General features: G+C 63.1%; 22 protein-coding genes. 7 read left to right on the top strand and 15 right to left on the bottom strand.

The features are described from left to right. Positions 1-31 precede the first annotated feature (31 nt). The gene (locus tag IPM16_18235) at positions 32-646 is read left to right on the top strand and encodes a nitroreductase family protein (GenBank protein ID MBK9125040.1); all 615 of its coding nucleotides are present in this window, start codon (positions 32-34) and stop codon (positions 644-646) included. On the opposite strand, the gene IPM16_18230 is transcribed toward IPM16_18235, so the two are convergent. After that, positions 643-1,941 carry a hypothetical protein gene (locus IPM16_18230; GenBank protein ID MBK9125039.1) on the bottom strand — a complete coding sequence of 433 codons (1,299 nt, stop codon included), beginning with the start codon at positions 1,939-1,941 and terminating at the stop codon, positions 643-645. The genes IPM16_18235 and IPM16_18230 overlap by 4 nt on opposite strands. A gap of 160 nt (positions 1,942-2,101) precedes the next feature. Between IPM16_18230 and IPM16_18225 the strand changes: the two genes are divergently transcribed. The 3 genes from IPM16_18225 (at position 2,102) to IPM16_18215 (ending at position 5,833) form a co-directional block, all read left to right on the top strand. Then, positions 2,102-3,142, top strand: coding sequence for an NAD(P)-dependent oxidoreductase (locus IPM16_18225; GenBank protein ID MBK9125038.1), 1,041 nt, complete (start codon positions 2,102-2,104; stop codon positions 3,140-3,142). 317 nt (positions 3,143-3,459) lie between these two features. Beyond that, complete coding sequence (locus IPM16_18220) at positions 3,460-3,891, top strand: hypothetical protein (protein ID MBK9125037.1); 432 nt, start codon at positions 3,460-3,462, stop codon at positions 3,889-3,891. A gap of 139 nt (positions 3,892-4,030) precedes the next feature. Further along, positions 4,031-5,833: a threonine--tRNA ligase gene (locus IPM16_18215; GenBank protein ID MBK9125036.1), complete on the top strand. Its 1,803-nt coding sequence runs from the start codon at positions 4,031-4,033 to the stop codon at positions 5,831-5,833. 148 nt (positions 5,834-5,981) lie between these two features. Here IPM16_18215 and IPM16_18210 read toward each other — a convergent pair whose 3' ends face one another. Then, positions 5,982-6,287 carry a hypothetical protein gene (locus tag IPM16_18210; protein MBK9125035.1) on the bottom strand — a complete coding sequence of 102 codons (306 nt, stop codon included), beginning with the start codon at positions 6,285-6,287 and terminating at the stop codon, positions 5,982-5,984. A 118-nt stretch (positions 6,288-6,405) separates the two neighbouring features. On the opposite strand from IPM16_18210, the gene tsaE reads away from it, so the two are divergent. From tsaE to IPM16_18195, 3 genes are read left to right on the top strand one after another with little or no spacing between them, the layout of a single operon-like run. Continuing rightward, a complete protein-coding gene (gene tsaE / locus IPM16_18205) occupies positions 6,406-6,906 on the top strand; it encodes a tRNA (adenosine(37)-N6)-threonylcarbamoyltransferase complex ATPase subunit type 1 TsaE (protein MBK9125034.1) in 501 nt (166 codons plus the stop codon). A 2-nt stretch (positions 6,907-6,908) separates the two neighbouring features. Continuing rightward, positions 6,909-7,586, top strand: a complete 678-nt coding sequence (gene tsaB / locus IPM16_18200) for a tRNA (adenosine(37)-N6)-threonylcarbamoyltransferase complex dimerization subunit type 1 TsaB (GenBank protein ID MBK9125033.1) — start codon at positions 6,909-6,911, stop codon at positions 7,584-7,586. Beyond that, a complete protein-coding gene (locus tag IPM16_18195; protein ID MBK9125032.1) occupies positions 7,583-8,197 on the top strand; it encodes a GNAT family N-acetyltransferase in 615 nt (204 codons plus the stop codon). The genes tsaB and IPM16_18195 overlap by 4 nt, the downstream gene beginning before the upstream one ends. Here the strand turns inward: IPM16_18195 and IPM16_18190 are convergent, their stop codons facing one another. From IPM16_18190 to IPM16_18130, 13 genes are all read right to left on the bottom strand, one after another. Further along, positions 8,198-8,875 carry an HAD hydrolase-like protein gene (locus tag IPM16_18190; protein MBK9125031.1) on the bottom strand — a complete coding sequence of 226 codons (678 nt, stop codon included), beginning with the start codon at positions 8,873-8,875 and terminating at the stop codon, positions 8,198-8,200. After that, positions 8,859-10,604, bottom strand: a complete 1,746-nt coding sequence (locus IPM16_18185) for an acyl-CoA dehydrogenase family protein (GenBank protein MBK9125030.1) — start codon at positions 10,602-10,604, stop codon at positions 8,859-8,861. The genes IPM16_18190 and IPM16_18185 overlap by 17 nt, the downstream gene beginning before the upstream one ends. 3 nt (positions 10,605-10,607) lie before the next feature. After that, positions 10,608-11,567: a phosphoglycerate dehydrogenase gene (locus IPM16_18180; GenBank protein MBK9125029.1), complete on the bottom strand. Its 960-nt coding sequence runs from the start codon at positions 11,565-11,567 to the stop codon at positions 10,608-10,610. Next, complete coding sequence (locus IPM16_18175; protein ID MBK9125028.1) at positions 11,564-12,250, bottom strand: acylneuraminate cytidylyltransferase family protein; 687 nt, start codon at positions 12,248-12,250, stop codon at positions 11,564-11,566. The genes IPM16_18180 and IPM16_18175 overlap by 4 nt, the downstream gene beginning before the upstream one ends. Further along, entirely contained in the window at positions 12,247-12,990 is a 744-nt protein-coding gene (locus IPM16_18170; GenBank protein ID MBK9125027.1) for a sulfotransferase domain-containing protein, read from the bottom strand. The genes IPM16_18175 and IPM16_18170 overlap by 4 nt, the downstream gene beginning before the upstream one ends. Beyond that, positions 12,990-13,955 carry a glycosyltransferase family 2 protein gene (locus IPM16_18165; GenBank protein MBK9125026.1) on the bottom strand — a complete coding sequence of 322 codons (966 nt, stop codon included), beginning with the start codon at positions 13,953-13,955 and terminating at the stop codon, positions 12,990-12,992. The genes IPM16_18170 and IPM16_18165 overlap by 1 nt, the downstream gene beginning before the upstream one ends. Before the next feature lie 9 nt (positions 13,956-13,964). Further along, complete coding sequence (locus tag IPM16_18160; GenBank protein ID MBK9125025.1) at positions 13,965-14,894, bottom strand: sulfotransferase domain-containing protein; 930 nt, start codon at positions 14,892-14,894, stop codon at positions 13,965-13,967. Next, positions 14,891-15,772: a hypothetical protein gene (locus tag IPM16_18155; protein ID MBK9125024.1), complete on the bottom strand. Its 882-nt coding sequence runs from the start codon at positions 15,770-15,772 to the stop codon at positions 14,891-14,893. The genes IPM16_18160 and IPM16_18155 overlap by 4 nt, the downstream gene beginning before the upstream one ends. Beyond that, entirely contained in the window at positions 15,769-16,545 is a 777-nt protein-coding gene (locus IPM16_18150; GenBank protein MBK9125023.1) for a 3-deoxy-manno-octulosonate cytidylyltransferase, read from the bottom strand. The genes IPM16_18155 and IPM16_18150 overlap by 4 nt, the downstream gene beginning before the upstream one ends. Before the next feature lie 92 nt (positions 16,546-16,637). Then, a complete protein-coding gene (locus IPM16_18145; GenBank protein MBK9125022.1) occupies positions 16,638-17,663 on the bottom strand; it encodes a sulfotransferase in 1,026 nt (341 codons plus the stop codon). Beyond that, entirely contained in the window at positions 17,660-18,685 is a 1,026-nt protein-coding gene (locus IPM16_18140) for a sulfotransferase (protein MBK9125021.1), read from the bottom strand. The genes IPM16_18145 and IPM16_18140 overlap by 4 nt, the downstream gene beginning before the upstream one ends. A 104-nt stretch (positions 18,686-18,789) precedes the next feature. Next, complete coding sequence (locus tag IPM16_18135) at positions 18,790-20,094, bottom strand: hypothetical protein (protein MBK9125020.1); 1,305 nt, start codon at positions 20,092-20,094, stop codon at positions 18,790-18,792. After that, entirely contained in the window at positions 20,095-21,414 is a 1,320-nt protein-coding gene (locus IPM16_18130; protein MBK9125019.1) for an ABC transporter ATP-binding protein, read from the bottom strand. It abuts the gene before it with no gap. Positions 21,415-21,416: the final 2 nt, after the last annotated feature.

Raw genomic sequence — 21,416 nt, 5'->3', positions numbered from 1 at the left:
CTACACCCGATGATTTGACGGAGGCCATGCCGTGCAGAAGACGGCCCAAACCGCAGTCCCGATTCACCCGCTGTTGGCCAAACGCTGGAGCAGCCGCGCGTTCAGCGACGACCCCGTTGCGCCCGAGCTGGTCACCAGCTTGCTTGAGGCGGCCCGTTGGTCGGCGTCGAGCTTTAATGAACAGCCATGGCGCTTTATCGTCGCCACACGTGACGACCCCGACGAGCATGCCCGGCTTGTCGCGTGCTTCTCGACGTCCAACCAGCGTTGGGTGCCGCGCGCGTGGGTCGTCATGATCGCGCTGGCGGTCGATACCTACGGCGTCGACGGCAGCAAGAATCGCATGGCGCAGTACGACGTCGGTCAGGCTGTGCAGAACATGGTCGTGCAGGCCAGCGCCCATGGATTGAACGTGCGGCAGGCGGCAGGCATCGATGTGGCGCGCATCCGCGAGGAATACGCCGTGCCGGACGGCGTTACGATCTTGTGCGGCGTCATGGTCGGTTATCCCGGCGACCCGGACACGCTGGTCGATCCGCTGCCGGAGCGCGAACGTCAGCCACGCACGCGGCGCGCGCTGAGCGACATCGTGTTCGGCGGCCGGTATGGCGCACCGCTTGAGGACGAGCGGGACGAAACGCCTTAATCCGCGCTGGCGACTGCTATCCCGGGCCTCATCCCCGGTTGGCCGAGGTATCGGATCGAGACGAACAGCGCGACTCCGGCCATGGCCAGCGCCACAATGAACAGGGTCTCGTAGCCCGGGCCTTGCGCGATCGTCCCGGCGATGAACGGCGCGATCAGCGCGATCACGGCGGCGAACGTATTGAACAGCCCGGCGTAGACTGGCCGCTGGTCGATCGGCGCGTGACTGATCACGTAGTGCAGGTAGCTCAGGAATAGATTGCTCAGCGTCAGGCCAGACATCAGGAACCCGAAATACAGGGGCCACGGCGCGCCCTGCGTCGAGGCCAGGGCGCTGATCGGCAGGGCGGCCGCGCCGATCAGCGCCAGCCGGATGAACAGCAGATTGTTGCGCGCACCGAGCCACGTATACAGCATCGCTCCGCTCAAGCCGCCGATGGTCTGCATTGCCAGCAAGCCCGGCACGGCCGTCTCGCTCGACAGGCCGAGCGTCGTGGTCGCATAGCCGATGTAGAACGGGCCGGCCATCGCGAACAGTGTCGTCAGCATTCTCGTGGCGATGATCGCGCGGAAGGTCGAATCCGTCCGCAGCAAGCGGCCCAGATCGGGCAGGAATTCGCGGAGCGACGGCAGCGTATCGACCGCTTTGCCCCCCGGCAGTTCGCGAATGAAGAAGGTCGGGATGTTCGAAATGACGAACAGCAGCCCGGCAACGATGAACAGCATCGCGTAATTGTCCGGGAACGCGGGGCCGCTGTTGCTCAGGATACGCTCGATCAGCGGCGCGACCAGCAGCATGATCAGCCCGGCGATCGCCGACTGCAGGCCGAACATGCGCGCCCGCCACTTGTCGCCGAGGCTGGTGCCGGTCAGGTCCGCCCACGGCACGCCGACAATGCCGTCGCCGAGCGCGGTGATGCCGTAGCAGATAAAGAACAAGGCGAGGATCGTGCCGCTGTGACTCGGACCGAGCAGCAGCGTGGCGATACCGAAGGCCAACATCACGAAGCGCACCGGGATATTCGGCCCGATGAACCACCACTTCTTCCACGTCGAGCGAACGATATAGCGCGCGATGAACAACTGCGGCAGCGTCCAGCCTAATTCGAACAGGCTTGCCGATAGCCCAATCAGTATTTCAGAGTCGGTCAGGCGTCGCACGAAGTCGGGGATGACGGTTGTCGTCCCCATGATGCCCATCGCGACCGTAAACAGGATGCCGTCGGACAGGAAGAAGAGAAAGTTGCGGCGATAGACACGCTCGTGGTCGACGGCGGAAGATATGGGCTCGCTCATATGGGCCTGTTCGTGTGCAGCAGGAGAGGACAAGTGCGGCAACACAGGCAATTCTACACGGCGCACCGGCGCCCGAATAGCGCCACCAGAACGCCTATAGCCGAATGGCCGCCCCGCCCCTAAAATAGTGAAACTTCGCACAAGCAAAGGGGCTTGACCCATGAGCCAGACGTACCTGATTACCGGCGGGGCCGGTTTTCTCGGAATCAACATGACGCGCTACCTGCTGGCGCGTGGGCACAAGGTGGTGTCGCTCGACATCGCACCGTTCGACTATCCCGAGCTTCCACAGATCACCGACGTGCGCGGGGACATCCGCAACCGCGCCGATGTCGACCGCGCCATGCAGGGCGTCGACATCGTGATCCATACCGCTGCCGCGCTGCCGCTCTACAAGAAGGAAGACATCTTCAGCACCGACATCGACGGCACGCGCACGGTCTGCGAAAGCGCGCAGGCACATGGCGTCAAGCGCTTCATCCACATCTCCTCGACGGCCGTATACGGCGTGCCAGACCATCATCCGTTGTATGAGGATGACACGCTCATCGGCGTCGGTCCGTACGGCATCGCCAAGATCAAGGCCGAGGAGGTCTGCCTCGAATACCGTGCCAAGGGCATGTGCGTCCCAATCATCCGGCCCAAGTCGTTCATCGGGCAGGAGCGCCTCGGCGTGTTCGCGCTGTTGTTCGACTGGGCCAAAGACGGCAAGAACTTCCCCATCCCCGGCAAGGGCGACAACCGCTACCAGTACCTCGACGTCGAAGACCTGTGCGACGCTATCTACCTGTGCGCCACGCTGCCGGAAGACACCGTCAACGACACGTTCAACGTCGGCGCCAAGGAGTTCGGCACGTTCAAGGGCGACTTTCAAGCCGTGCTCGATCACGTCGGCAAGGGGCGCAAGGTCGTATCGATCCCGGTCGCGCCGGCCTTGTGGGCGCTGCGCATTCTCGACCGCCTGAACCTGTCGCCGCTGTACCCGTGGGTGTACGAGACTGCCGTCAAAGACTCGTTTGTGTCGATCGAGAAGGCGGAGCAGAAGCTGGGCTGGAAACCGAAGTTCAGCAACAAGGACGCGCTGATCCGCAACTACGACTGGTACGTGGCGAATCTGGCGCAGTTCGAGAACAAGTCCGGCATCAGCCACCGCGTGCCGTGGAAGCAGGGCGCGCTGCGCATCGCCAAACTGTTCTTCTAGGCGCGGAGAGGCTTTGCCTCCATGCCGTGACGAGGGGCAAAAGCGTTCAGCCGGGACTTGGAGCAGCGCCACGACGCCGATGACACGTGGTGCGGTCTCTAATGTAGTTCTAACGCAATCACAGCCATAGCGAACTCGCGATCGTCGCGTGCGACCCGGGGGTGGATCGCCTGAATCGTCCGCCAGAGTCTGGCAGTTTGAGAGGATTGTCTTGGTTTGCTTGACAACTTTTCACAAACTGCCTATCGTGATTTTATATTCAGTCCGACCGTGGGTAGCGCGTTCGATAACGAGCGTTACCTATAAGGAGCCAACCTGTGAACTCGCTCAATCTTCCTGACATCGACCGCGTATACATCGAGCGCCACGCGGACAACAACCACGCGTGCGATGTCATTGTGAAAATGTCTGACGGCACAATCTACACGTGCCTGTTCGTGACTCTGCAGTACCTTCGCCGGCAGATGGAGATCAACTACCTGTTCTGTCGCCAAGTCGAAGATTCGGTGCCTGTGCGCTTCGCTGCACTCGACACCCCCCATTTATTGGTTGAAAAGCTCGATCGTGACACGATCGAGGACACGATCGACAATCTCCTTGCGCTCGATGTCTTCGAGACGCTGTTTACGCGTGTCACGCAGGTCGAGGGGGAGCACCCCACAGCCGAGGCGCCCGCGGTGGATTCCGGACGAACTACGCAGGAGGTGGCCGCCGTGGTGATCTCCGAGGTCCTCGTCGTATCAGGCTAACACCGGTCATCTGCACAACTCCATAGCCGAACCCGCATACAAGCGCGAGGACCGTAGGCCGCTGTTTTGGCGTGCCTGTCGTGGACTCGCGCTTGTCGCTTTTGTATCATAGCCTCCGTGCTGCAATTCAGGAGCTGTCATGTCTCAGCCATACGAAGAAAGCCAGTTGTACCGGATCCGACATTCGGCGGCGCATGTCATGGCGCAGGCGATGTTGGAGCGCTTCCCCGAAGCGCACATCGCCATCGGCCCGCCGATCGAAGACGGGTTTTACTACGATTTCGGCCTGCCGCGCCCCGTGCAGGAGGAAGACCTTGCGTGGGTCGAGGCGCGCATGAAGGAGATCGTCAAAGGCGACCATCCTTTCTCGGTGCGCGAGGTCGAAGTCAGCGAGGCCCTCGACCTGTTCCGCGATCAGCCGTACAAGGTCGAATTGATCAACGACCTCGTCCACGGCCGCACGGACGAGAACGGCGAGGAGATCGCCGCGCCAGCCAGTAAGCTCACGGTGTACACGCAAGATTCGTTCACGGACCTGTGCCGCGGGCCGCACGTCGCCTCGACGAAGGACATCAACCCGGGCGCCATCAGCATCACGTTCAAGCCGCCCGCCGGTGCGTACTGGCGCGGCGACGAGAAACGCCCGATGCTGACGCGTATCTATGGTACGGCGTGGGAGTCCCCCGAACAGTTGGCCGAGTACCTGCACCGCCTCGAAGAAGCCAAGCGCCGCGACCATCGCTATCTGGGCGAGAAGCTCGACCTGTTCATCCTCGATCCGCTGGTCGGTAAGGGGCTGCCGCTGTGGCTGCCGAAGGGCGCCATCCTGCGTGACACGCTCGAGCGCTGGCTGCGCCAACTGCTGCTCGACAGCGGGTACGAACCGGTCGTCACGCCGCACATCGGCAGCATCGAGCTGTACAAGACGTCCGGCCACTACCCGTACTACAAGGACACGCAGTACGCACCGATCGACGTGGACGGCGAGCTGTTCCTGCTCAAGCCGATGAACTGCCCGCATCACATCATGATCTACAAGTCCGAACTGCGTTCCTTCCGCGACCTGCCGGTGCGCTATGCCGAGTACGGCACGGTCTACCGCTACGAGAAGTCCGGCCAGCTTCACGGCCTGACGCGTGTCCGCGGCTTCACGCAGGACGACGCGCATCTGTTCGTGACGCCGGAACAGCTCGAGGCCGAGTACATCTCGACGGTCAAGCTGGCGCAGTACGTGATGGGCACGCTGGGCATGACGGACTTCCGTGCACGGGTGGGCATCCGTGACCCGAAGAGCGACAAGTTCATCGGCGACGATGCCCTGTGGGAGACGTCGACGAACGCGATCATCAACGCGTGCGAGGTGCTTGGGCTGGAATACACGATCGAAGAGGGCGAGGCCGCGTTCTACGGGCCGAAGCTCGATCTGGTGTTCCACGACGTGCTCAAGCGCGAGTGGCAGCTCGGCACGGTGCAGGTTGACCCGAACCTGCCGGAACGCTTCGAACTCGAATATGTCGACTCTGACGGCCAGCGTAAGCGCCCGGTGATGATCCACCGCGCTCTGTTCGGCAGCGTCGAACGCTTCATCGGAATCATGATCGAGCACTTCGGCGGCGCGTTCCCGACGTGGCTCGCACCAGTGCAAGCCGTCTTGATCCCGATTGCCGACCGGCACGTCGAGTACTTGCAGGGCGTTGCATCCAAGATGCGCGCGCGCGGCCTGCGCGTCGAGGTCGACACGAGCAACAACCGGATGGGCGCGAAGATCGCTATGGCGCGCGAGCAGCAGGTTCCCTACATGCTGATTGCCGGCGACCGCGACGTAGCGGCAGAGGCCGTCAGCATGCGCTTGCGCACGGACGAAGACCGTGGTCAGATGCCGGTCGAAGACGCCATCGCGCACATTGCCAAGGTCGTCGAAAGCCACGCACTCGAACTGTAGCGCACGTCAGCAGGCAGCTCAAGCGGGGTAGGGCCAATGCGTCCGCCCCGTTTTGATTCGGCCTGTGCGTACTGTCCTCTGGCGGGGCTGCTCTGACCGGCGCAGCACAGCGACCATTTGTGCGGGATGACCGGTTCAGGAATGGAGCTCATGGGCGGCGCAAACGGCGAACCAAACGCCTGAACCCGTTGGATGTCTGCTGCTCGAACACGCCGGAGACGACCGCGTGCAGTGTTTCGATCACGTTCGGTGGAGGCGTACGGCCATCAGGCGGGCCGGATGAGAGAAAGTCTTCGGCGGTCTGGCGCCAGCCGTCATCGTACTGAGGGCCGCTGCTTGTCTCGACCCAGCACGACCAGATCAACCCTTGCTGTTCGGGAAACCAGCGCACGCTGGCATGCGCGCGGCCGTCCTGCCATGTCCATTCGTTGTCGGGGAACTTACGGTGCGACATTACGAAACACCAACCTGCCGGGCCGCCAGTATACCATGCGGCATTCAGGTATGCCTGCGATTAGCACGTGAGGTATAATGACCGGCGCAACCTTGTGCTCCGCAGGATACGGCTGATCGTGCCCATCCTCAAAGCAGGTGAACTCGACCTCATCAGCCACAGCGCTGAACAGACACACCGCCTCGGCCAGCGCCTCGGCGCGCTGCTCCGGCCGGGCGACGTGATCTGTTTGTCCGGCGAACTGGCGGCAGGCAAGACGGTTTTCTCGTCAGGGATTGGCGTCGGATGGGGCACGTCCGAACCGGTCGTCAGCCCGACGTATACCATCGTGCATCAGCACCGCCGCGAGGTCGACGACGTGACCCTTTTTCACCTCGACTGCTACCGCCTGATCGGGCCGGACGACGCCGACTCGATCGAGTTCGACGATCTTGTCGACAGCGGTGCGGCGCTGGTCATCGAGTGGCCGGAACGGATCGAAACGCGGCTTCCGCGCGAACGGCTGTGGATTCACCTGCGTACCATGGATGCGACCCACCGCGCGCTGAGCTTTGTCCCCAGCGGCGTGCGCTATTTCGGGTTGGTCGAGCAGTTCCGCACACGCGTGTTGGGGGATTAGCCGTGCTGCTTGCGCTCGACACTGCGACCCGCCAGCTCAGCTTGGCGCTCCACGATGGAACGTCGGTGCTTCTGGAGCAGACGTGGCCGTCCGACAATCAACACAACGTCCAGCTTGCCAGCGCGGTCTCTGACGCGCTCGAACGATGCAAGCTGTCGCCAGCCGACTTGACCGCGTTCGCCGTGGCGATTGGCCCCGGGTCGTTCACCGGCCTGCGCATCGGCGTGGCAGCGGCGAAAGGGATGGCGATGGCGAACCGTGCGGCGCTGGTTGGCGTGAACACCCTCGACATTGCGGCGGCGGGCTTTCCCGGCGGGGGTGCGAGTGCGCTGGTGGCCTGCGTCGCGGCCGGGCGTGGGCGGGTTGTGGTCCGCAGCTATGCATGGCGCAAAGGCGAGTGGCGCCCGCGCAGCGACATGCGCCTGACCGACTGGGTCGGGCTGGCCTCGAGCATCGACGGCAGCGCCGTGGTGACCGGCGACATCGACGCCGCCGGTCTCGAGACGCTGGCCGATGCGCAGCGGCAGGGCATCCCGATCACGATTGCGCCTGCGGGTTACCGCCTTCGGCGGGCAGGCATTCTCGCCGAGCTGGCGTGGTCGCAGCTTCACGGGCAATCGCCGGACACGTTCGACCCGGCTCAGGTCGTTCCTGTTTACGTGAAAAGCGGTGCTCTTTGACCCTCTATTTGCGCCCCATGCACCCCGACGACATCGCGCAGGTGATCGCCATCGAGAAACGGTCGTTTTCGACGCCGTGGTCGCCGCGCACCTATGCGTATGAGATCAGCGAGTCCGAGAACAGCCACATGGTCGTGCTGTCGAGCATCAGGGTCGATCGGCCGCGCGTGACGACCGGCATGCTGCGCCTGCTGCGCGCGCTCGGCTACCCGAGCGACCTGCGTACGTCGATCCTTGCCTACGGCGGCTTGTGGCAGTTGGTCGAGGAAGCGCATATCAGCACCATCGCCACCCACCCGGAGCAGCGCCGCAAGCGTTACGGGGAGGTCGTGCTGGCCGCGATGATGATGCGTTCCGTGATCCTCGACGCGTCCTACATGGCGTTGGAAGTTCGCGTCTCGAATGCTGCCGCGCAAGCGCTCTACCGCAAATACGGCTTCGAGGTCCACGGCACAAAATTCCGCTACTACCTCGACGACCTCGAAGACGCCTACGACATGCGCATCAACCTCACCGATTCGAATCGCCAGCGTATTCAGGCCGCGTTCCAGACGCTCATGCAGGACATGTCGATCCTCGACAGCTACACGCAGGCGCCGTTCCACGGCTGATTACGCCCCGTTCACGATATCCAGCAGTTCGATCAGCGAGTCGATCAGGTAGTCCGGCCCGGCGGCTTGGAGGTCGGCGCGCGGCTGAAACCCGGTCGTGACGGCGGTGACGCGCAGGTCGTTGGCGCGCGCGCATTCGATGTCGGCCACGGTATCGCCGACGACCATCACGTCGTGCGGGGCAAAGCGGCGGCCCGTCACTTGCAACGCGCGGTCGAGGGCCAGCGGTGGCAGGTCGTTGCGGCTGATCGCTTCATGGCCATAAGCCCCGACGGGAAACCACGCCGGGTCGAAGCCGACCGCTTCCAGTTTGAGCAGCGCGGTGGTCTGCACGTTGCCGGTCAGGATGCCGAGCGTGTACGCGCCGTGATCGCGCAGTGCCGCGACCGTCTCGAGCGCACCGGGTAGCGCCCATGTCGGGATTTCGCGCATCAGATCGACCATCCAGCGCCGTTTGATCTGCATGTACTCCGGCAGCTTCGAAGCGATCATCTGCTCGGTCACGCCAATCGGTGTCAGCAGCTCGATCAGGCTGAACCAGTCGGTCTTGCCGCCGAACCAGTGTCCGTCTAGGTCGACATCGAGGCCGAAGGTATCGCGAATGGCGTTCTGCGTCACCGGCCTGCCGAGGCCCTTGCCACGGATCAGCGTGCCGTCGATATCAAACAGGATCAGCATCGCGCAGCGCGGCCTCCGACACAAATCGAATACGGTCGAGATAGTCCGGATCGTCCAGCGGGTCGTATCCGGGGCGCAGGTGCGCGTTGATGAAGTATGCGGCGATCTGCGGCTTGGTGGTGGCGAATCCACGGTCCAGTTCCCACTGCGCCTCTTCGAGCAGCAGCGCCGCCAGCGCGCAGTCGGTGAGGACATCGGCCAGCCGGCGTGCGTGCGCCTGCTGCGCGTTGACCGGCAGGGCGGCGATGCGGGCCAGTAGATCGGCTCCGCGCTCCACCGCCAGCGCGACTACCGCCCTGTCATGTGCCAATGCCGGAGCGGTCACGGCGTCGAGTCGCTCGCCCAGCCAGCGCAGGAACGGCTCGTGCAGTCCGTATCGCTGCATGTCGCGCTGCACCTGCAAACACAGCACGTTATGGGTGCCTTCCCAGCTTTCGAGCACGACCATGTCGCGGTACAGGCGCGGCAGCACGCTGAACGACTCGATCGCGCCGTTGCCGCCCAGCACCTCGATGGCGCGGTGGACGACGTGCGAACCGCGTACGCTGGTGACGTACTTGTTGAGGTTGACCAGCACGCGGTACACCGCCTGTTCGTCCTCGCTGGCCCGGCCGGTCTCGATGCGGTCGAGCAGCGCTGCGAGCGCGAACCCGCTGGCGACGGCGGCGGTATATTCGCTCACGCAGTCGGCAATCGCTTCCTGCACCAGTGGGTACGACCCGATCGTCTGCCCGAAGGCCGTGCGATGCGCGGCGTAGCTGGCGGCTTCAATCGCGGCGCGGCGCATGACCCCGGCGCAGCTCACTGCGTTGAGCAATCGCGACGTGTTGAGCACCAGTTCGACCGTCGTTTTGAAGCCGTGATCGAGTGGGCCGAGCGGGTAGGCGACCGCCGCGTCGAAATCGAGTTCGGCGCTGGCGAGTGTCCGCGTGCCGAGTTTGTCTTTGAGCCGCCGGATGAAGAAACTGTTGGTTGTGCCGTCGTCCAACAGGCGCGGCACGACGAACACGGCCAACCCGCGCGTGCCGGAAGGTGCGCCGTCCGGACGAGCCATCACCAGAAACTGGTCGGCGTTGATGTTCGAGCAGAACCACTTCTCGCCCGTCAGGCGGAACGTGCCGTCGCCGTGACCGGTCGCGCGCAGCGCATTCGCGCCGACATCGCTGCCGCCTTGAACCTCGGTCAGGAACTGCGCGCCGTGCTGCATGGTGTCGTAGTTCGGGTCGACCAGCGGGGCGAGGAAGCGTGCCTTGAGCGGCTCGCTGCCCACGGTTTGCAGCGCGCGGATCAAGCCGGCGGTACAGGCGATCGAACAGCAGTGGCCGCCCTCGCCATTGTGCGAGAGCAGGTAGAACAGCGCCATCTGTTCGACGGTATGCCCGGGCTTGGCTTGCAGCGCGAGTATGTCGGACGCCCAAATCAGCGCCCCGGCGCGGTCGTGATTGGGATGAAACTCGATCCCTTCGGTGCGCCGGCCGATGCCGTCATAGCGGTCGAGGCGCGGGTGATTGCCGATCAGGTCTTCATCGCGCGCCCAGCGGTCGAGGGCGGTAGCGGCCTGCCCGCCGAACCGCGTCAGGTTCGCTTCGGCCCGCGCGTAAGCGGCATCGCCCATCGTGCGGCGCAGGACGGACTGCAAGTTGGTGTCTGCCGCGAAGAAGTTGGCGGGTTTGCCCGCTTCCCACGCGGCGAGATCGGCACGGCCCTGTGCCGCGGCGTCGACGGTCATCGCTCACCCCCGATCTGGAGAATTCTCCAGTACGTCGAACAAGTTGCGGATGGTGTTCTCGTGCACGCGCTCCCAATGGCGCGGCGAGCTGTTGGTGTTGTGCGGCGACAGCATCACGTTGTCCATCTTGCGCAGCGGGCTGTCGGCAGGGAGCGGCTCGTGCTCGAAGACGTCGAGGGCCGCGCCCGCGATCTGGCCCGCCTCGAGCGCGCGGATCAGCGCCGGCTCGTCCACGATCGGGCCGCGCGCCGTATTGATGAATACAGCGGTCTGCTTCATCAACAAGAAGCTCTCGTCGCTCATCAGGTGATAGCTGGTCGGGTTGAGGTCGCAGTGGGTGGTCACGAAGTCGCTTTCGCGCAGCAGGTACGGCTTTTCGACCATCGTCACGTTGTGCTTGGCGATAAATTCCGGGTCGATCGGCTTGTTGTCGTTGCCGAGGATGCGCATGCCGAAGGCCGCCGCGCGCCGGATCACCGCCTTGCCTACGTCGCCCACGCCGATCACGCCGAGCGTCATCTCGCCCAGCGTGCGTCCGTTGATCTTGTGCCACACGCCGGCTTTCATGCTGCGGTCGAGCCACGGCAGGTTGCGGGCGTAGGTCAGCATGTAGCCCAGCGTACTATCGGCGACCGGCTCGCTGAAGGCGTTGGGGGTGTTGCGCACGGCAATCCCGAGGTCGGCGGCGGCTTCGCGGTCGATCGAGTCGATCCCGGTGCCCCATTTGCTGATGACCTTGAGTTTGGTCGCCGCTTCGAGCACGCGGCGTGTGAAGCGATCGTCACCGGTAATGGCCCCGTGCATTTCGCCGATAAACGGCAGCAGGTCGGCCTCTTCGAAGCGCTCGTTGACCGGCGGGATAAACAACTCCGCGCCGCGCGCCTCCATATCGGCGCGAAAGCGGTCGATTATGGGCTGCATGTAGGGGGCAGAAATCAAGACGTTCCAACGTTTGTCATTCATGACAGGTCGTGCTCCAAGCGGCGCAGAAAAAGGAACTCTCCGACGACAAAATCCAGCTCCTCGTCGATGTCCCACGCTTCGACGCGGTCGATCTCGAACATCAACGGGCGCTCGCCAACGCGGTTGCGCCGCCGTTCGAGGTCGGCGCGGGTGAATACGTAGAAGTTCGAGTTTTCGAGGAACATCGGCGGCAAATCCTGTGTGCGAAGCAGGATTGCCGGGTTGTGGTTGACCGGCCTACCGAGCTGATCCCACAGCCGCGTCTGTAAGCGCGTGACGCTGAACATCGAGTCGCACGCCGGGTACTGGCCGAGGAATGCATCGAGCGCGCGGTCGATCGTCTGTGCGCGCAGCAGCGGGTTGGTGCTGTGGGTCTGCAGGTAGAAATCGGCCGGCACCTGCGCGGTGGTATGCAGCAGCACCTCGTTCATCGGCGTTTCGCCCGCGCGCAGGTGCTCCGGGCGCTCGACCACGACCACTTGTGGGAAGTGCCGCGCCATTTCCTTGGCGATCACGGCGCTGTCGGTGTCCACCACAACGCGCGTAATGCGCGGGCACGCGCTGAGCGTCTCGACGATGTGGTGGCACAGCGGCTTGCCGGCGAACGGCCGATAGTTCTTGCCGGGTACGCGCCCGCTTTGGTGGCGCATGGGAATCAAGGCGGCGATGGTCGGTGAATTCATGGCTTTACCAAACGTTTGACACGACGGGCAGCACGGTACCATGGGGCTTGTTCGCGGCGCGCGCGCCGCAGTTGACGGTCGAGATCGGCGAGCATGGCGGTGTCGAAGTGGTCCTGCCAGTCGTCGATTTCGCCTGCGCGGAACAACTTGTCCTCGGCTTCAGCCTCGCCGTAACGCTCGCGCAGGCTGTCGATGTGGGTCGCGGCGCGTATCTCTGCGATCCGCTCCGGCGTGGCCTTCGCCCCGACGAACCACGCAATCTCGCGCACGTGGTTTTCGAAGTCGTATTGAAGCCGTTCGTACGACGCGACGAAGACCTGCCGTGAGCGCGGCGCCGCCCAAAGCGCGTGATAGCGGACAACGTTCAGCGCCAAGGCCCGCCCCAGCGACCAGTAGTAGGTGGCGAAGTTGCTGGTGTAACCCTCGGTCCGCCGGCGGTGATAGTACGCAGAAACGACCACGTCGCGGATATCGAGCGTGATGTCGAAGACACGCACCGACGGATGCGCCAGCAGCAGGTCGCGCTGGGCACGCTCACGAGCGTGATTCGTGGCGAGGTAGTTGTCGTCGGGCTTGAGGACGGTCAGAAAATCGGCCAGCTTGTCTGCGCGCAGCGACGGATTAAGCCACGACGATTCGAGATACTCCGCCGGCGGCGTCGGAAAGTCCGTCAGTTCGCGCAGGATATAGAACAACCACGTCGAACCGTTCTTCACGGCCCCGTTGGCGACGATCAACATCAGGACGTCCGCTCCTGTTCGGCTGGCGGTGCGTCGTAGTGGATGCGCAGGTCGTCTGGGCGCGTGGGCGCAGGCGCAGCAGCCAGCCGACGATCGGGATAGTAGAAGCGCCGACGCAGGTGGTCGTCCAGCGTGGCCGTCGACCGATACCCCTGAAGCGTGCCCCAGAACTGCGCCAGCCGGAATCGCAGGATACCGTACGCTTCGCGCGGGAGGACGCCAGCGCGCAGGGCTGCCGCCCAATCGGCGGCGGTATTCCCCAGCCACAGTCTCACGAAGTCGCCGACGTCGAACGTAGCCTGCGGGAAGATGCGGCGATAAGCGATGGCTTCGCGGCGGTAGCGGTTGGCGATCTGCTTCCATGTCTCTTCGTGGACGTGGACGATTTCGGCGTGCGGCTCGTACGTCAGGCCCCATCCTGCCGCCAGCGCCCGGCGCGCCCAGTCGAGATCTTCGAGGCCGGTCAGCGTTTCGTCGTACGGCATTTGCTCCCACACCGACCGACGAACGGCGCAGTTAGCGTTGTTGCAGAACGGGTGTTTCTGATATTCGGTGCGTTTGTCGGGGAACCAGCGCGCGAAGACGCGATGTTCGGCGTAACGTGTCCGCTCATCGCCACGCTGTTTGCCGTAGACCAGCGCGATCTGCGGGTCGGAAAAATGCGCCGCCAGAGTCTCCAGCCAATCGCGGTAGACGGGATAGACATGTGCGCTGGCGAATACGAGCACATCACCCGTTGCGGCGGCGCACCCGAGGTTGAGCGCGCGGCCAAAGCTGAACGCCGACGGCTCGATCTCCACCAGCTTCACCGGGTAGCGCGAAACGATGTTAACCGTCGCGTCGGTCGAACCTGAGTCGACAACGACGATCTCCACGTCCGGCCATGTCTGTGCGAGGATGCCGCTCAGCAGTCGACCGATGTGGCGCTCTTCGTTGTAGCAGCGGATGATGACGGAGACACGCATAGTCTTGCCTCACCGGCGCATACGGCGGGCCGCGCTGCGCAGCATGCGGTGCAGGACGCGCGGCGGCGCGGGTGGCTGACCAACCTTCGCGACCAGATCCACCGGGATTGGCGTGGGAAGGGCAGGCAAGCGCGTGTCGGTTGCACTCATCGGGTAACCCAACAGCGCCATCAGTCCGCCGGCCTGCCGCAGCACGCGCTGCTGCTGCTGGTAGGTCAACCCGGTGACCCATTGGCGCGCTGTGCCCTGCCGCACATGGCCGGGGCTGCTGGCCTGCATCGACTCGAACTGCACGTCGGCTTGCACGCCAGCGATCAGGTCCGGCGTCGGCTCGATGCCCAGCCCGTGGCACAAGGCTTCGAGCTGGCCGGGTAGATCGTCAAGCAGGCGCTCATAGAATAGGATGATGATGTCGAAGGCCGCCGCGGCCATGACATGGCCGGCAACGTGTCGGCGCCATGCCGAGATGTGCTTGTCGAGCCAGGCGTCCAAGTAGGCTTCCGGCGTGGCGTGTTCGGTCGGGTAGAACTGCTGCATGTACGGCGTGAACGCGAAGCGCGACATGGACTGAATGACGTCTCGCGGATCGCGGATGATGTAGACGATTTTGTCGAATTTCGGGAACAGGGTACGGCTGAGCGGGGTCACCTGCGAGTGCGTCCACACGTGCGTCGTGTGTGCCAGATACGCGTCGATATCGTCGACCGGCCAGCGATAGATCGAGCTGATGCGATACCACACCTGCGTGTCAGTGATGTCGATGGTGTCGATCGACGCCTGTTCGGGGTAGCTCAGCGGCCATGCGCGCGCAATCGGGTAGATCGGGTCGGTCTCGATGTAGGTCGATAGTTCCGCGCCGGACCGCCGGAGGATGCTCTGGATGATCCGGTACAACCAATAATTGCCGCTCTTGGCGACTCCGGACTGCAATATCTTCACGGCTGTTCCTGCCTCAGGGTCAATACGGCGCGGTATGATTCGTAGCATGCCTCGACGTCGTCTTGATGGCGCTTGAACAACTCGCGGGTTTCGGCGGGGTCGTCACTCGAGCGGTTAATGCGCTCGCTGATGAACGGCGTATTGCCGCGGCGCTTGCGGTCGGTCACCGCGGCGATCTCGGCCAGCAGGTCCGGCTCTACTGCCCGCTTGTCCGGCCAGATGGACCCGAAAATCCGTGTTAGTGTGCCTTCCAAGCCATCTTCGAGTTCCTGGTAGTCCACAATCAGGCCGGGGTAGCTGGCGGCACAGCGGTGCATCGAGTCGAAGATGCGGCGCATGTGTGGGAACACCTCGTCTGGCGAGATGTGCCAGTTCCACTCGGGATTGCGCGCCTTGTACGCCAAGAACGACAGCAGCGAAGCACGCGGGTCGCGCACCTGATACACCATGCGAATGGTCGTTGTCGCCTCTAGTTGGCGCAGCTTGCCAATGAATTTGTCTAAGTCGTGTTGAAAAAAGTGCGGGTGAAACTTCTCAAGAAAGAACGGCGGCAAGTTGCGGGTCGGGCTGGTCAGCGCCGACATGAGCGCAAAGCGGGGCAGCAGTTCCCATTCGTTGGGCCGTACCTCGACGCGCGTTGCGTTCTCGACGTTGCCGCGCAGGTCTTGCGGGTAACGACGGCCGCGCAGCCCCAGATACGAGAATACGTCGGCCTCGGTCTTGAGCATGATCGCCGGATGACAGCGCATGGCATCGAACAGCCACGTACTGCCGGAGCGCGGGTTGGTGAGCAGCAGGGCCAGCCGCTCCGGCAGCCTTCCGGTGCGCTCGCGCTGCTCCATCTCGCGGCGAAGCCGCCGCACGACTCGACCGATCACTGGCGGCTCCGATATGAGTCGAGCAGCGGATCGACGGCCATCAGGGCTTCCACCTTCGCGCGATCTTCCTCGGTGTCCACGCTGTAGACGTCGTACTGCGTATACACCATGCGGACGTCGTACCCGTGTTCGAGCACGCGGTTCATGTCGACCGACTCGGCGATTTCCAGCGGCGTTGGCTCCAGTTCGTTGAACTCAAGCAGGAATTCGCGCCGGAACGGGATGATGCACACCTGCTTCAGCTTGGTGACGCCTTCACCGCCCTTGCGCCGAGACGGGATTGCCTCACGCGAGAAGTACAACGCGTTGTTGTGGCGATCCACAACGACCTTGACCTCGTTGATGTCGTCGTGTTCCTCGCCGGTCTTGAGCGGTGCCATCAGGTTGACGACACGCACGCTGTCGTCTTCGATCATCGGCTTGAGCGCCTCGTCGATCATCTCCGGGCGCAGCATCGGCTCGTCGCCTTGGATCATCACGACGATGTCGACCGGCCGGCCGGTCATGTGCTCGATCTTGACGAGCGCTTCGGCGGTACGGTCGCTGGCGCGCTGGTGCGACTCGCTGGTCATGATGGCCGTCGCGCCGATGGTATGCGCGTAGTCCGCAATCTCCTGATCGCAGGTGGCGATGTACACTGCGTCGAGCGTCTCGCTCATGGCGCTGCGGAAGTAACAGTGCCCGACCATTGGCACACCGGCGATTTCCCGCAGCGGTTTGCCGGGGAAACGGGACGATCCCATGCGGGCGGGGATGATACCGACGATATGCAGGTTGTGGCGCATTCGATGTCCTCTTTAGCGTTCTGCGCGGGGACTTTAGCCAGCCCCAACGCCGAAAGTCACTGCTTGATTATACCGTTTGGCTAGCGCCGTTTCGCGGGTCGCAGTCCGAGTGCCTGCAATACCCGTTTGCCCGACCGCTTCACTCGCTCCATTACGGACGGGGCAACCGGCTTGGACCGGCGCGCGGCGCGTTCACGTTGAATACGCGAGACGAGCGCGTCGTCTGGCGCATTGTCGGGCGTATAGCCTTTTGCCTGCATCGCGTTCCGGCACACCGTGTCGATGATGACGATCTCTTCGGCCGCCATGCGCTGCCGGTAAATTCCGCGCCGGTCGACAATCTTGCCGGCGCTGTTGAGCTGCTTGCGCACGCTCTCGCGCTCGATGGTGACCTGCGCATACGTGTCGCTGAAGCGGTCCAGCACGGTGAGGTCGGTGAGCAGGCCGGCGTGCTGCATTATCGCCTCAAGCACGCGTTCGGTGTCGCCGATCAAGTCCTCGTAGCGCACCGTGATCATGCGCGACTCGGACACCAGCGCGTCGGTCAATGCGACGACGTCGTTCCAGCGGTGGCCGCGTTCCAGTACCAGCACACTGCGCTCAAGTCCCGGTTCCAGCTCGCGGAAGCGCACCGGCGAACTGGCGACATCGCGCGGGTCGCGCAGGACGTGGATAATGCGCGCGTCCGGAAATAAACGCAGGATCGCGTCGATGTGATATACGTGCCGCGGCGTCTTTTCCAGCCATCGCGACGCGGTGCTGTCGGCCGGCTTGAGGTCGCTCATAACGACATCCAGTAGGCGGGCCGCGCCCAATTCACCGCGATCGGCAAGCGAGTCCAGTGTGCCGCGCGCGGCCGCGCTAAGCTCGATTCCCGGTTTGCCGGCCAACCGCCGAACGATCTGCGGCAGATCCGCGCGGCTGATCGAGCGGGTGTCCCACTGCGGCACGCCTTCGAGCACGTGCGTGTACAGGTGTGTCTCCGGGCCGCTCCAGATGTCGGGGTGTGCCGACAGAAGCTGCTGCGCCAGCGTCGTACCTGAGCGTGGATGTCCAACGATGAACACCGGGCGCTGGCCGTCGAGAACCGGCGAGAATTCACTCATTCACACATCCCGAGCACGCGCTCGTACAGCGCCTTCGCCGTCGTGTCGATGAACTCCGCTTCTTCCGGCGGGAGCATACTGCCCCGTTTGCGCGGTTCGTCGATGACGCCGTAGTCGGTGGTGCGGAAGGCGGTATTGGCCTTGATCGGCTGGCCTTGAAAGGTCGGCTCGGTCAGGCTCGGATGCCAGTCGAGGCCGGACCAATCGGCAAGACGGCGCATGACGCCTGCGGTATCGCGCAGCAGTTCGTCGAACGAGACCAGGCGCACCTTGTCGGGATAGTTCGTCTTGTTGGCGATCATCGACTCGGCCGATTGCATCCAGATCGGCAGCGATGCCTGCGGGTTCGGGTAATTCTCCGGCCCCTTGCGATGCGACGAGGCGTACCACCCTTTCGGCTCGCGAATCACCGACACAAGCCGCCCGTCCGGATAATCGCGGAAGAAGCGGTCGACATTATCGGCGCGCATGCTCACGCGCGGCACGAATGCGGTCACATACGTCTTGGCTTGGAACAGCCCCTGATAGTCGAGCCACGCATTGAAGTAGCTGGTGAAATACGCGTCCAGCACGTCACGCTGGGTCGACGCCCTGATGAGGGTATCGCACGTCACCGAGAAGATCTCACGCTGCAAATTGCTGAGAAATACGAACGGGAAGATATCCGCCTTGTCATAGCTCGCGGTGTCCGGCGACTTCAGGTAGCCAGTGACAAACAGCCTCTGCACACGGCGCTCGAACAATTGCTCGAACCACTGATCGGCGTCGGCGGTCATGCTGAGGTCGGGGTAGGTGTACTTGTCCGGGCGGCCAATGTTCAGCTCGTCCGGGTGGGCGAGACACTGGGGATGGCCGTCGAACAACTGACTCATCAGCGTGCCGCCGGACCGCTGCACCTGCGACATCAGCAGCAGCGGCTGATTGACCGGCACAATATGCGCAAGGCGTAGTTTATAGATCTGGGCGATCTCGTTCACCGGGTCGCGAAACACACCCAAGTATCCCGGTCCTTCTGGGGGCATCTCGGGATTCTGCTTCCACGGTTTGTTTGAGCCAGTTGACGGCTTAGAAAGGGGTGCGCCTGCGATAATTCGGCCGAGTCTGCGCCGCGCACGCTGGACTATCGTCATGATTTGCCCTCGAGTCGCGTTATCAGCATGTCGACATAGCGCTGAAGCACGTTCTGGTCCGGGTAATCGATCATCTGTGAGAGAAACCGGCGTCGATCCTCCTCGCTGTAGAGCCGCAGCGTTTTATTTCCGCGCAGCGTAACGATTGCGTCGTACAGTTGATCTTTGTAGTTGAGCGCGACAGACGGAATGTAATGGGCGACGGTCGACACGTTGGCGTGCAGGTATTCCAGCGCCAGCAGCGGCTTGTTGAGGCGGATCGCTTCAAAGGAGATGCTCGTTCCCAGCTCAAGCACGGCATCGCACCACGCCAGCAGCGATCCGCTGTGCACGTCGTTGTAGACGACCTGCAAATTGGGCGCGCTCATCTGGTTCAGGCGGCTGACGTCTTCATTGGTGATCATGTGCTTATTGTCCGGCCGGCCCCCGCGTGTGTGGTGCTTGACGACGAGGAAGACGTCCGGAAACTGGGTGCAAATCCTGACCGCTGTACGCACCTCGTCCCAGAAGATCGGGAAGACCGTGTTGCGCAAGAACATGACCAGCTTGAGCTTCCCCGCGGCCGCCGGATTTTCGTATACCGGCATGATCCCGGCCAGTACGTCCATCCATTCCTTGTTGTAGCGCGCCGAACCCAACACCTTGAGCTGAGAGTCGTCGCGGAACGGTACGTAGCGCTCGGCCGTCAGCGGGTTCGGCACCACCACGACATCGGTCGGATTGTTGCCGAAGTGCTCGACGGACGTGTAGTTGATGTCCGCCAGTTTGAACATTTTGTTGTAGTACGGACTGTCGCCATGCGGAAGCGCGACGTTACCAAATCCGAATTCCCTTCCGACATTGCAGAGTAGTTCAGCGAAGCGTCGGCTTCCTGGCGCAAGGGAAACCCAGTCGAAGACGATCAACCCCTTATCAACGCCGGAAAACAGCGTAGCGAGCATTTCACGAATCGGTTCGGGTTCAAGAATGACCTTGACTGACGGCTTCGTTCGTTTGAGTCCAAGCAGGCGCCGGAAATACCCGCGTATGCGCATGCTCAGTGGACGCGCGGCGGATTTTTCGATCTGTTCCTCGCCTTCGACTGGCGCAGCGGCGCCAAGAAACTCCCTGATGTGATGGACTTCGACCCGTGGCAGGGTGCGCATAAAATCAATCCGGTAGTCTTGCGCAAACTCGGACCCGGTGCGCATGACTACGGTAACGTGTACGTCGGTCGACGTCGACAGCTTCCACACAACGGGCGTCAGGTGGTCAACGTCGTTATATGCCCGCATAAACACGACGACTTTGCGGACTGCCATCTACAACGCCTCAGGCTTTCTATTATCGACCTGAACGGAGTCCCATACCGCTCGTGGCCAGATCAGGCCGGACCCATCGCTCGGAATACGTCCGGTGCCGTGAATGTCGGCCGGCGCGACCTCAAACGTGATCGCCTGCGAGATCTGATCGACCGTCGAACCGCCCCGCTCGTTCGCGGTGCTGTTGGTTCGTAGAGCGATATCAACGTTGTACTCTCCGGGGCTGAGGATGCACTCGGGCCACGTGCATGTATGGCGCTGCTCGCCGAGAAAGGTTAGGCCGCGGTTGAGCTGCACCTCGGTACTGAACTTCACCATTCGCTGTTCGCGTTCGGTATTGATCGACAGCGTAATGTAACTATTCGCGTAACTGCGGTCTTCCGTGTTGAGCGACACCTCGAGCGTAAGCGGGTCACCGACGCCAATGACCGGGGTCGGTTCTCCCGCCCCGTTAAGTACTCGTACGCGTGTCAGCGTAGGCGTTGAGCCGCGCTTGCGGCCCGGATGCGCCGTGAGGTCGGCGGTGGAGGTCGCCTCGCCGGCGTGGTTCCGGTTCAGGTACTCCATAATGACGCGCTCGGCGTTGTCGAGCATCGCTATCCGACCGCCCTCAAGCAGTATCGCGCGGTTGCACAGGTTCTGGATCGACGCCATGTTGTGGCTGACGATCACGACCGTTCGGCCCTTGCCGGTCACATCGCGCATCTTTCCCAGCGACTTGCGCCGGAATTCGACATCGCCGACCGACAGCACTTCATCGACCAGCAGCACTTCGGGCTCGAGATGGGCGGCGACGGAAAACGCGAGGCGCACCTGCATGCCGCTCGAATAGCGTTTCACTGGCGTGTCGATGAACTCTTCGACGCCGGAGAACGCGACAATCTCGTCGAACTTCGCCTTGATCTCGGCGTTCTTCATGCCGAGGATCGTGCCGTTCATAAATACGTTCTCGCGGCCGGTCAGTTCGGGGTGGAAGCCGGTGCCCACCTCGAGCAGCGAGCCGACGCGCCCGCGAATGAGTGCGCGCCCTTCGGTCGGTGCGGAGATTCCAGTGAGGATCTTGAGCAGCGTGCTCTTGCCGGCGCCGTTGCGGCCGATGATGCCCATGACCTCGCCCTCTTGGACATCGAACGAGATGTCCTTGAGCGCCCAGAATTCTTTCTCGGCGAAGTCGGGAAGTTGGTTGGCGATCAGCGAACGCACGCGGCGAAACGGTCCGGTCAGCAGGTTGACGAACGCAGTCGTCAGGTCGGTGTCGGCCAGTTGGGCTTCGCCGATGCGGAACATCTTGCCGAGGTTCTGTACTTCGATGGCGTTCATGC

Source organism: Candidatus Flexicrinis affinis, from assembly GCA_016716525.1.
Lineage (GTDB): Bacteria > Chloroflexota > Anaerolineae > Aggregatilineales > Phototrophicaceae > Flexicrinis > Flexicrinis affinis.
The sequence above is the reverse complement of the archived record's forward strand: the minus strand, read 5'-3'. Positions and strand labels throughout refer to the sequence as shown.

Excerpts from the sequence above, each read along its gene's own strand:
- IPM16_18230 (MBK9125039.1), bottom strand. The coding sequence starts at position 1,941 with ATGAGCGAGCCCATATCTTCCGCCGTCGACCACGAGCGTGTCTATCGC.
- IPM16_18225 (MBK9125038.1), top strand. The coding sequence starts at position 2,102 with ATGAGCCAGACGTACCTGATTACCGGCGGGGCCGGTTTTCTCGGAATC.
- IPM16_18215 (MBK9125036.1), top strand. The coding sequence starts at position 4,031 with ATGTCTCAGCCATACGAAGAAAGCCAGTTGTACCGGATCCGACATTCG.
- IPM16_18210 (MBK9125035.1), bottom strand. The coding sequence starts at position 6,287 with ATGTCGCACCGTAAGTTCCCCGACAACGAATGGACATGGCAGGACGGC.
- IPM16_18190 (MBK9125031.1), bottom strand. The coding sequence starts at position 8,875 with ATGCTGATCCTGTTTGATATCGACGGCACGCTGATCCGTGGCAAGGGC.
- IPM16_18185 (MBK9125030.1), bottom strand. The coding sequence starts at position 10,604 with ATGACCGTCGACGCCGCGGCACAGGGCCGTGCCGATCTCGCCGCGTGG.
- IPM16_18180 (MBK9125029.1), bottom strand. The coding sequence starts at position 11,567 with ATGAATGACAAACGTTGGAACGTCTTGATTTCTGCCCCCTACATGCAG.
- IPM16_18175 (MBK9125028.1), bottom strand. The coding sequence starts at position 12,250 with ATGAATTCACCGACCATCGCCGCCTTGATTCCCATGCGCCACCAAAGC.
- IPM16_18170 (MBK9125027.1), bottom strand. The coding sequence starts at position 12,990 with ATGTTGATCGTCGCCAACGGGGCCGTGAAGAACGGTTCGACGTGGTTG.
- IPM16_18165 (MBK9125026.1), bottom strand. The coding sequence starts at position 13,955 with ATGCGTGTCTCCGTCATCATCCGCTGCTACAACGAAGAGCGCCACATC.
- IPM16_18145 (MBK9125022.1), bottom strand. The coding sequence starts at position 17,663 with ATGAGTGAATTCTCGCCGGTTCTCGACGGCCAGCGCCCGGTGTTCATC.
- IPM16_18140 (MBK9125021.1), bottom strand. The coding sequence starts at position 18,685 with ATGCCCCCAGAAGGACCGGGATACTTGGGTGTGTTTCGCGACCCGGTG.
- IPM16_18135 (MBK9125020.1), bottom strand. The coding sequence starts at position 20,094 with ATGGCAGTCCGCAAAGTCGTCGTGTTTATGCGGGCATATAACGACGTT.
- IPM16_18130 (MBK9125019.1), bottom strand. The coding sequence starts at position 21,414 with ATGAACGCCATCGAAGTACAGAACCTCGGCAAGATGTTCCGCATCGGC.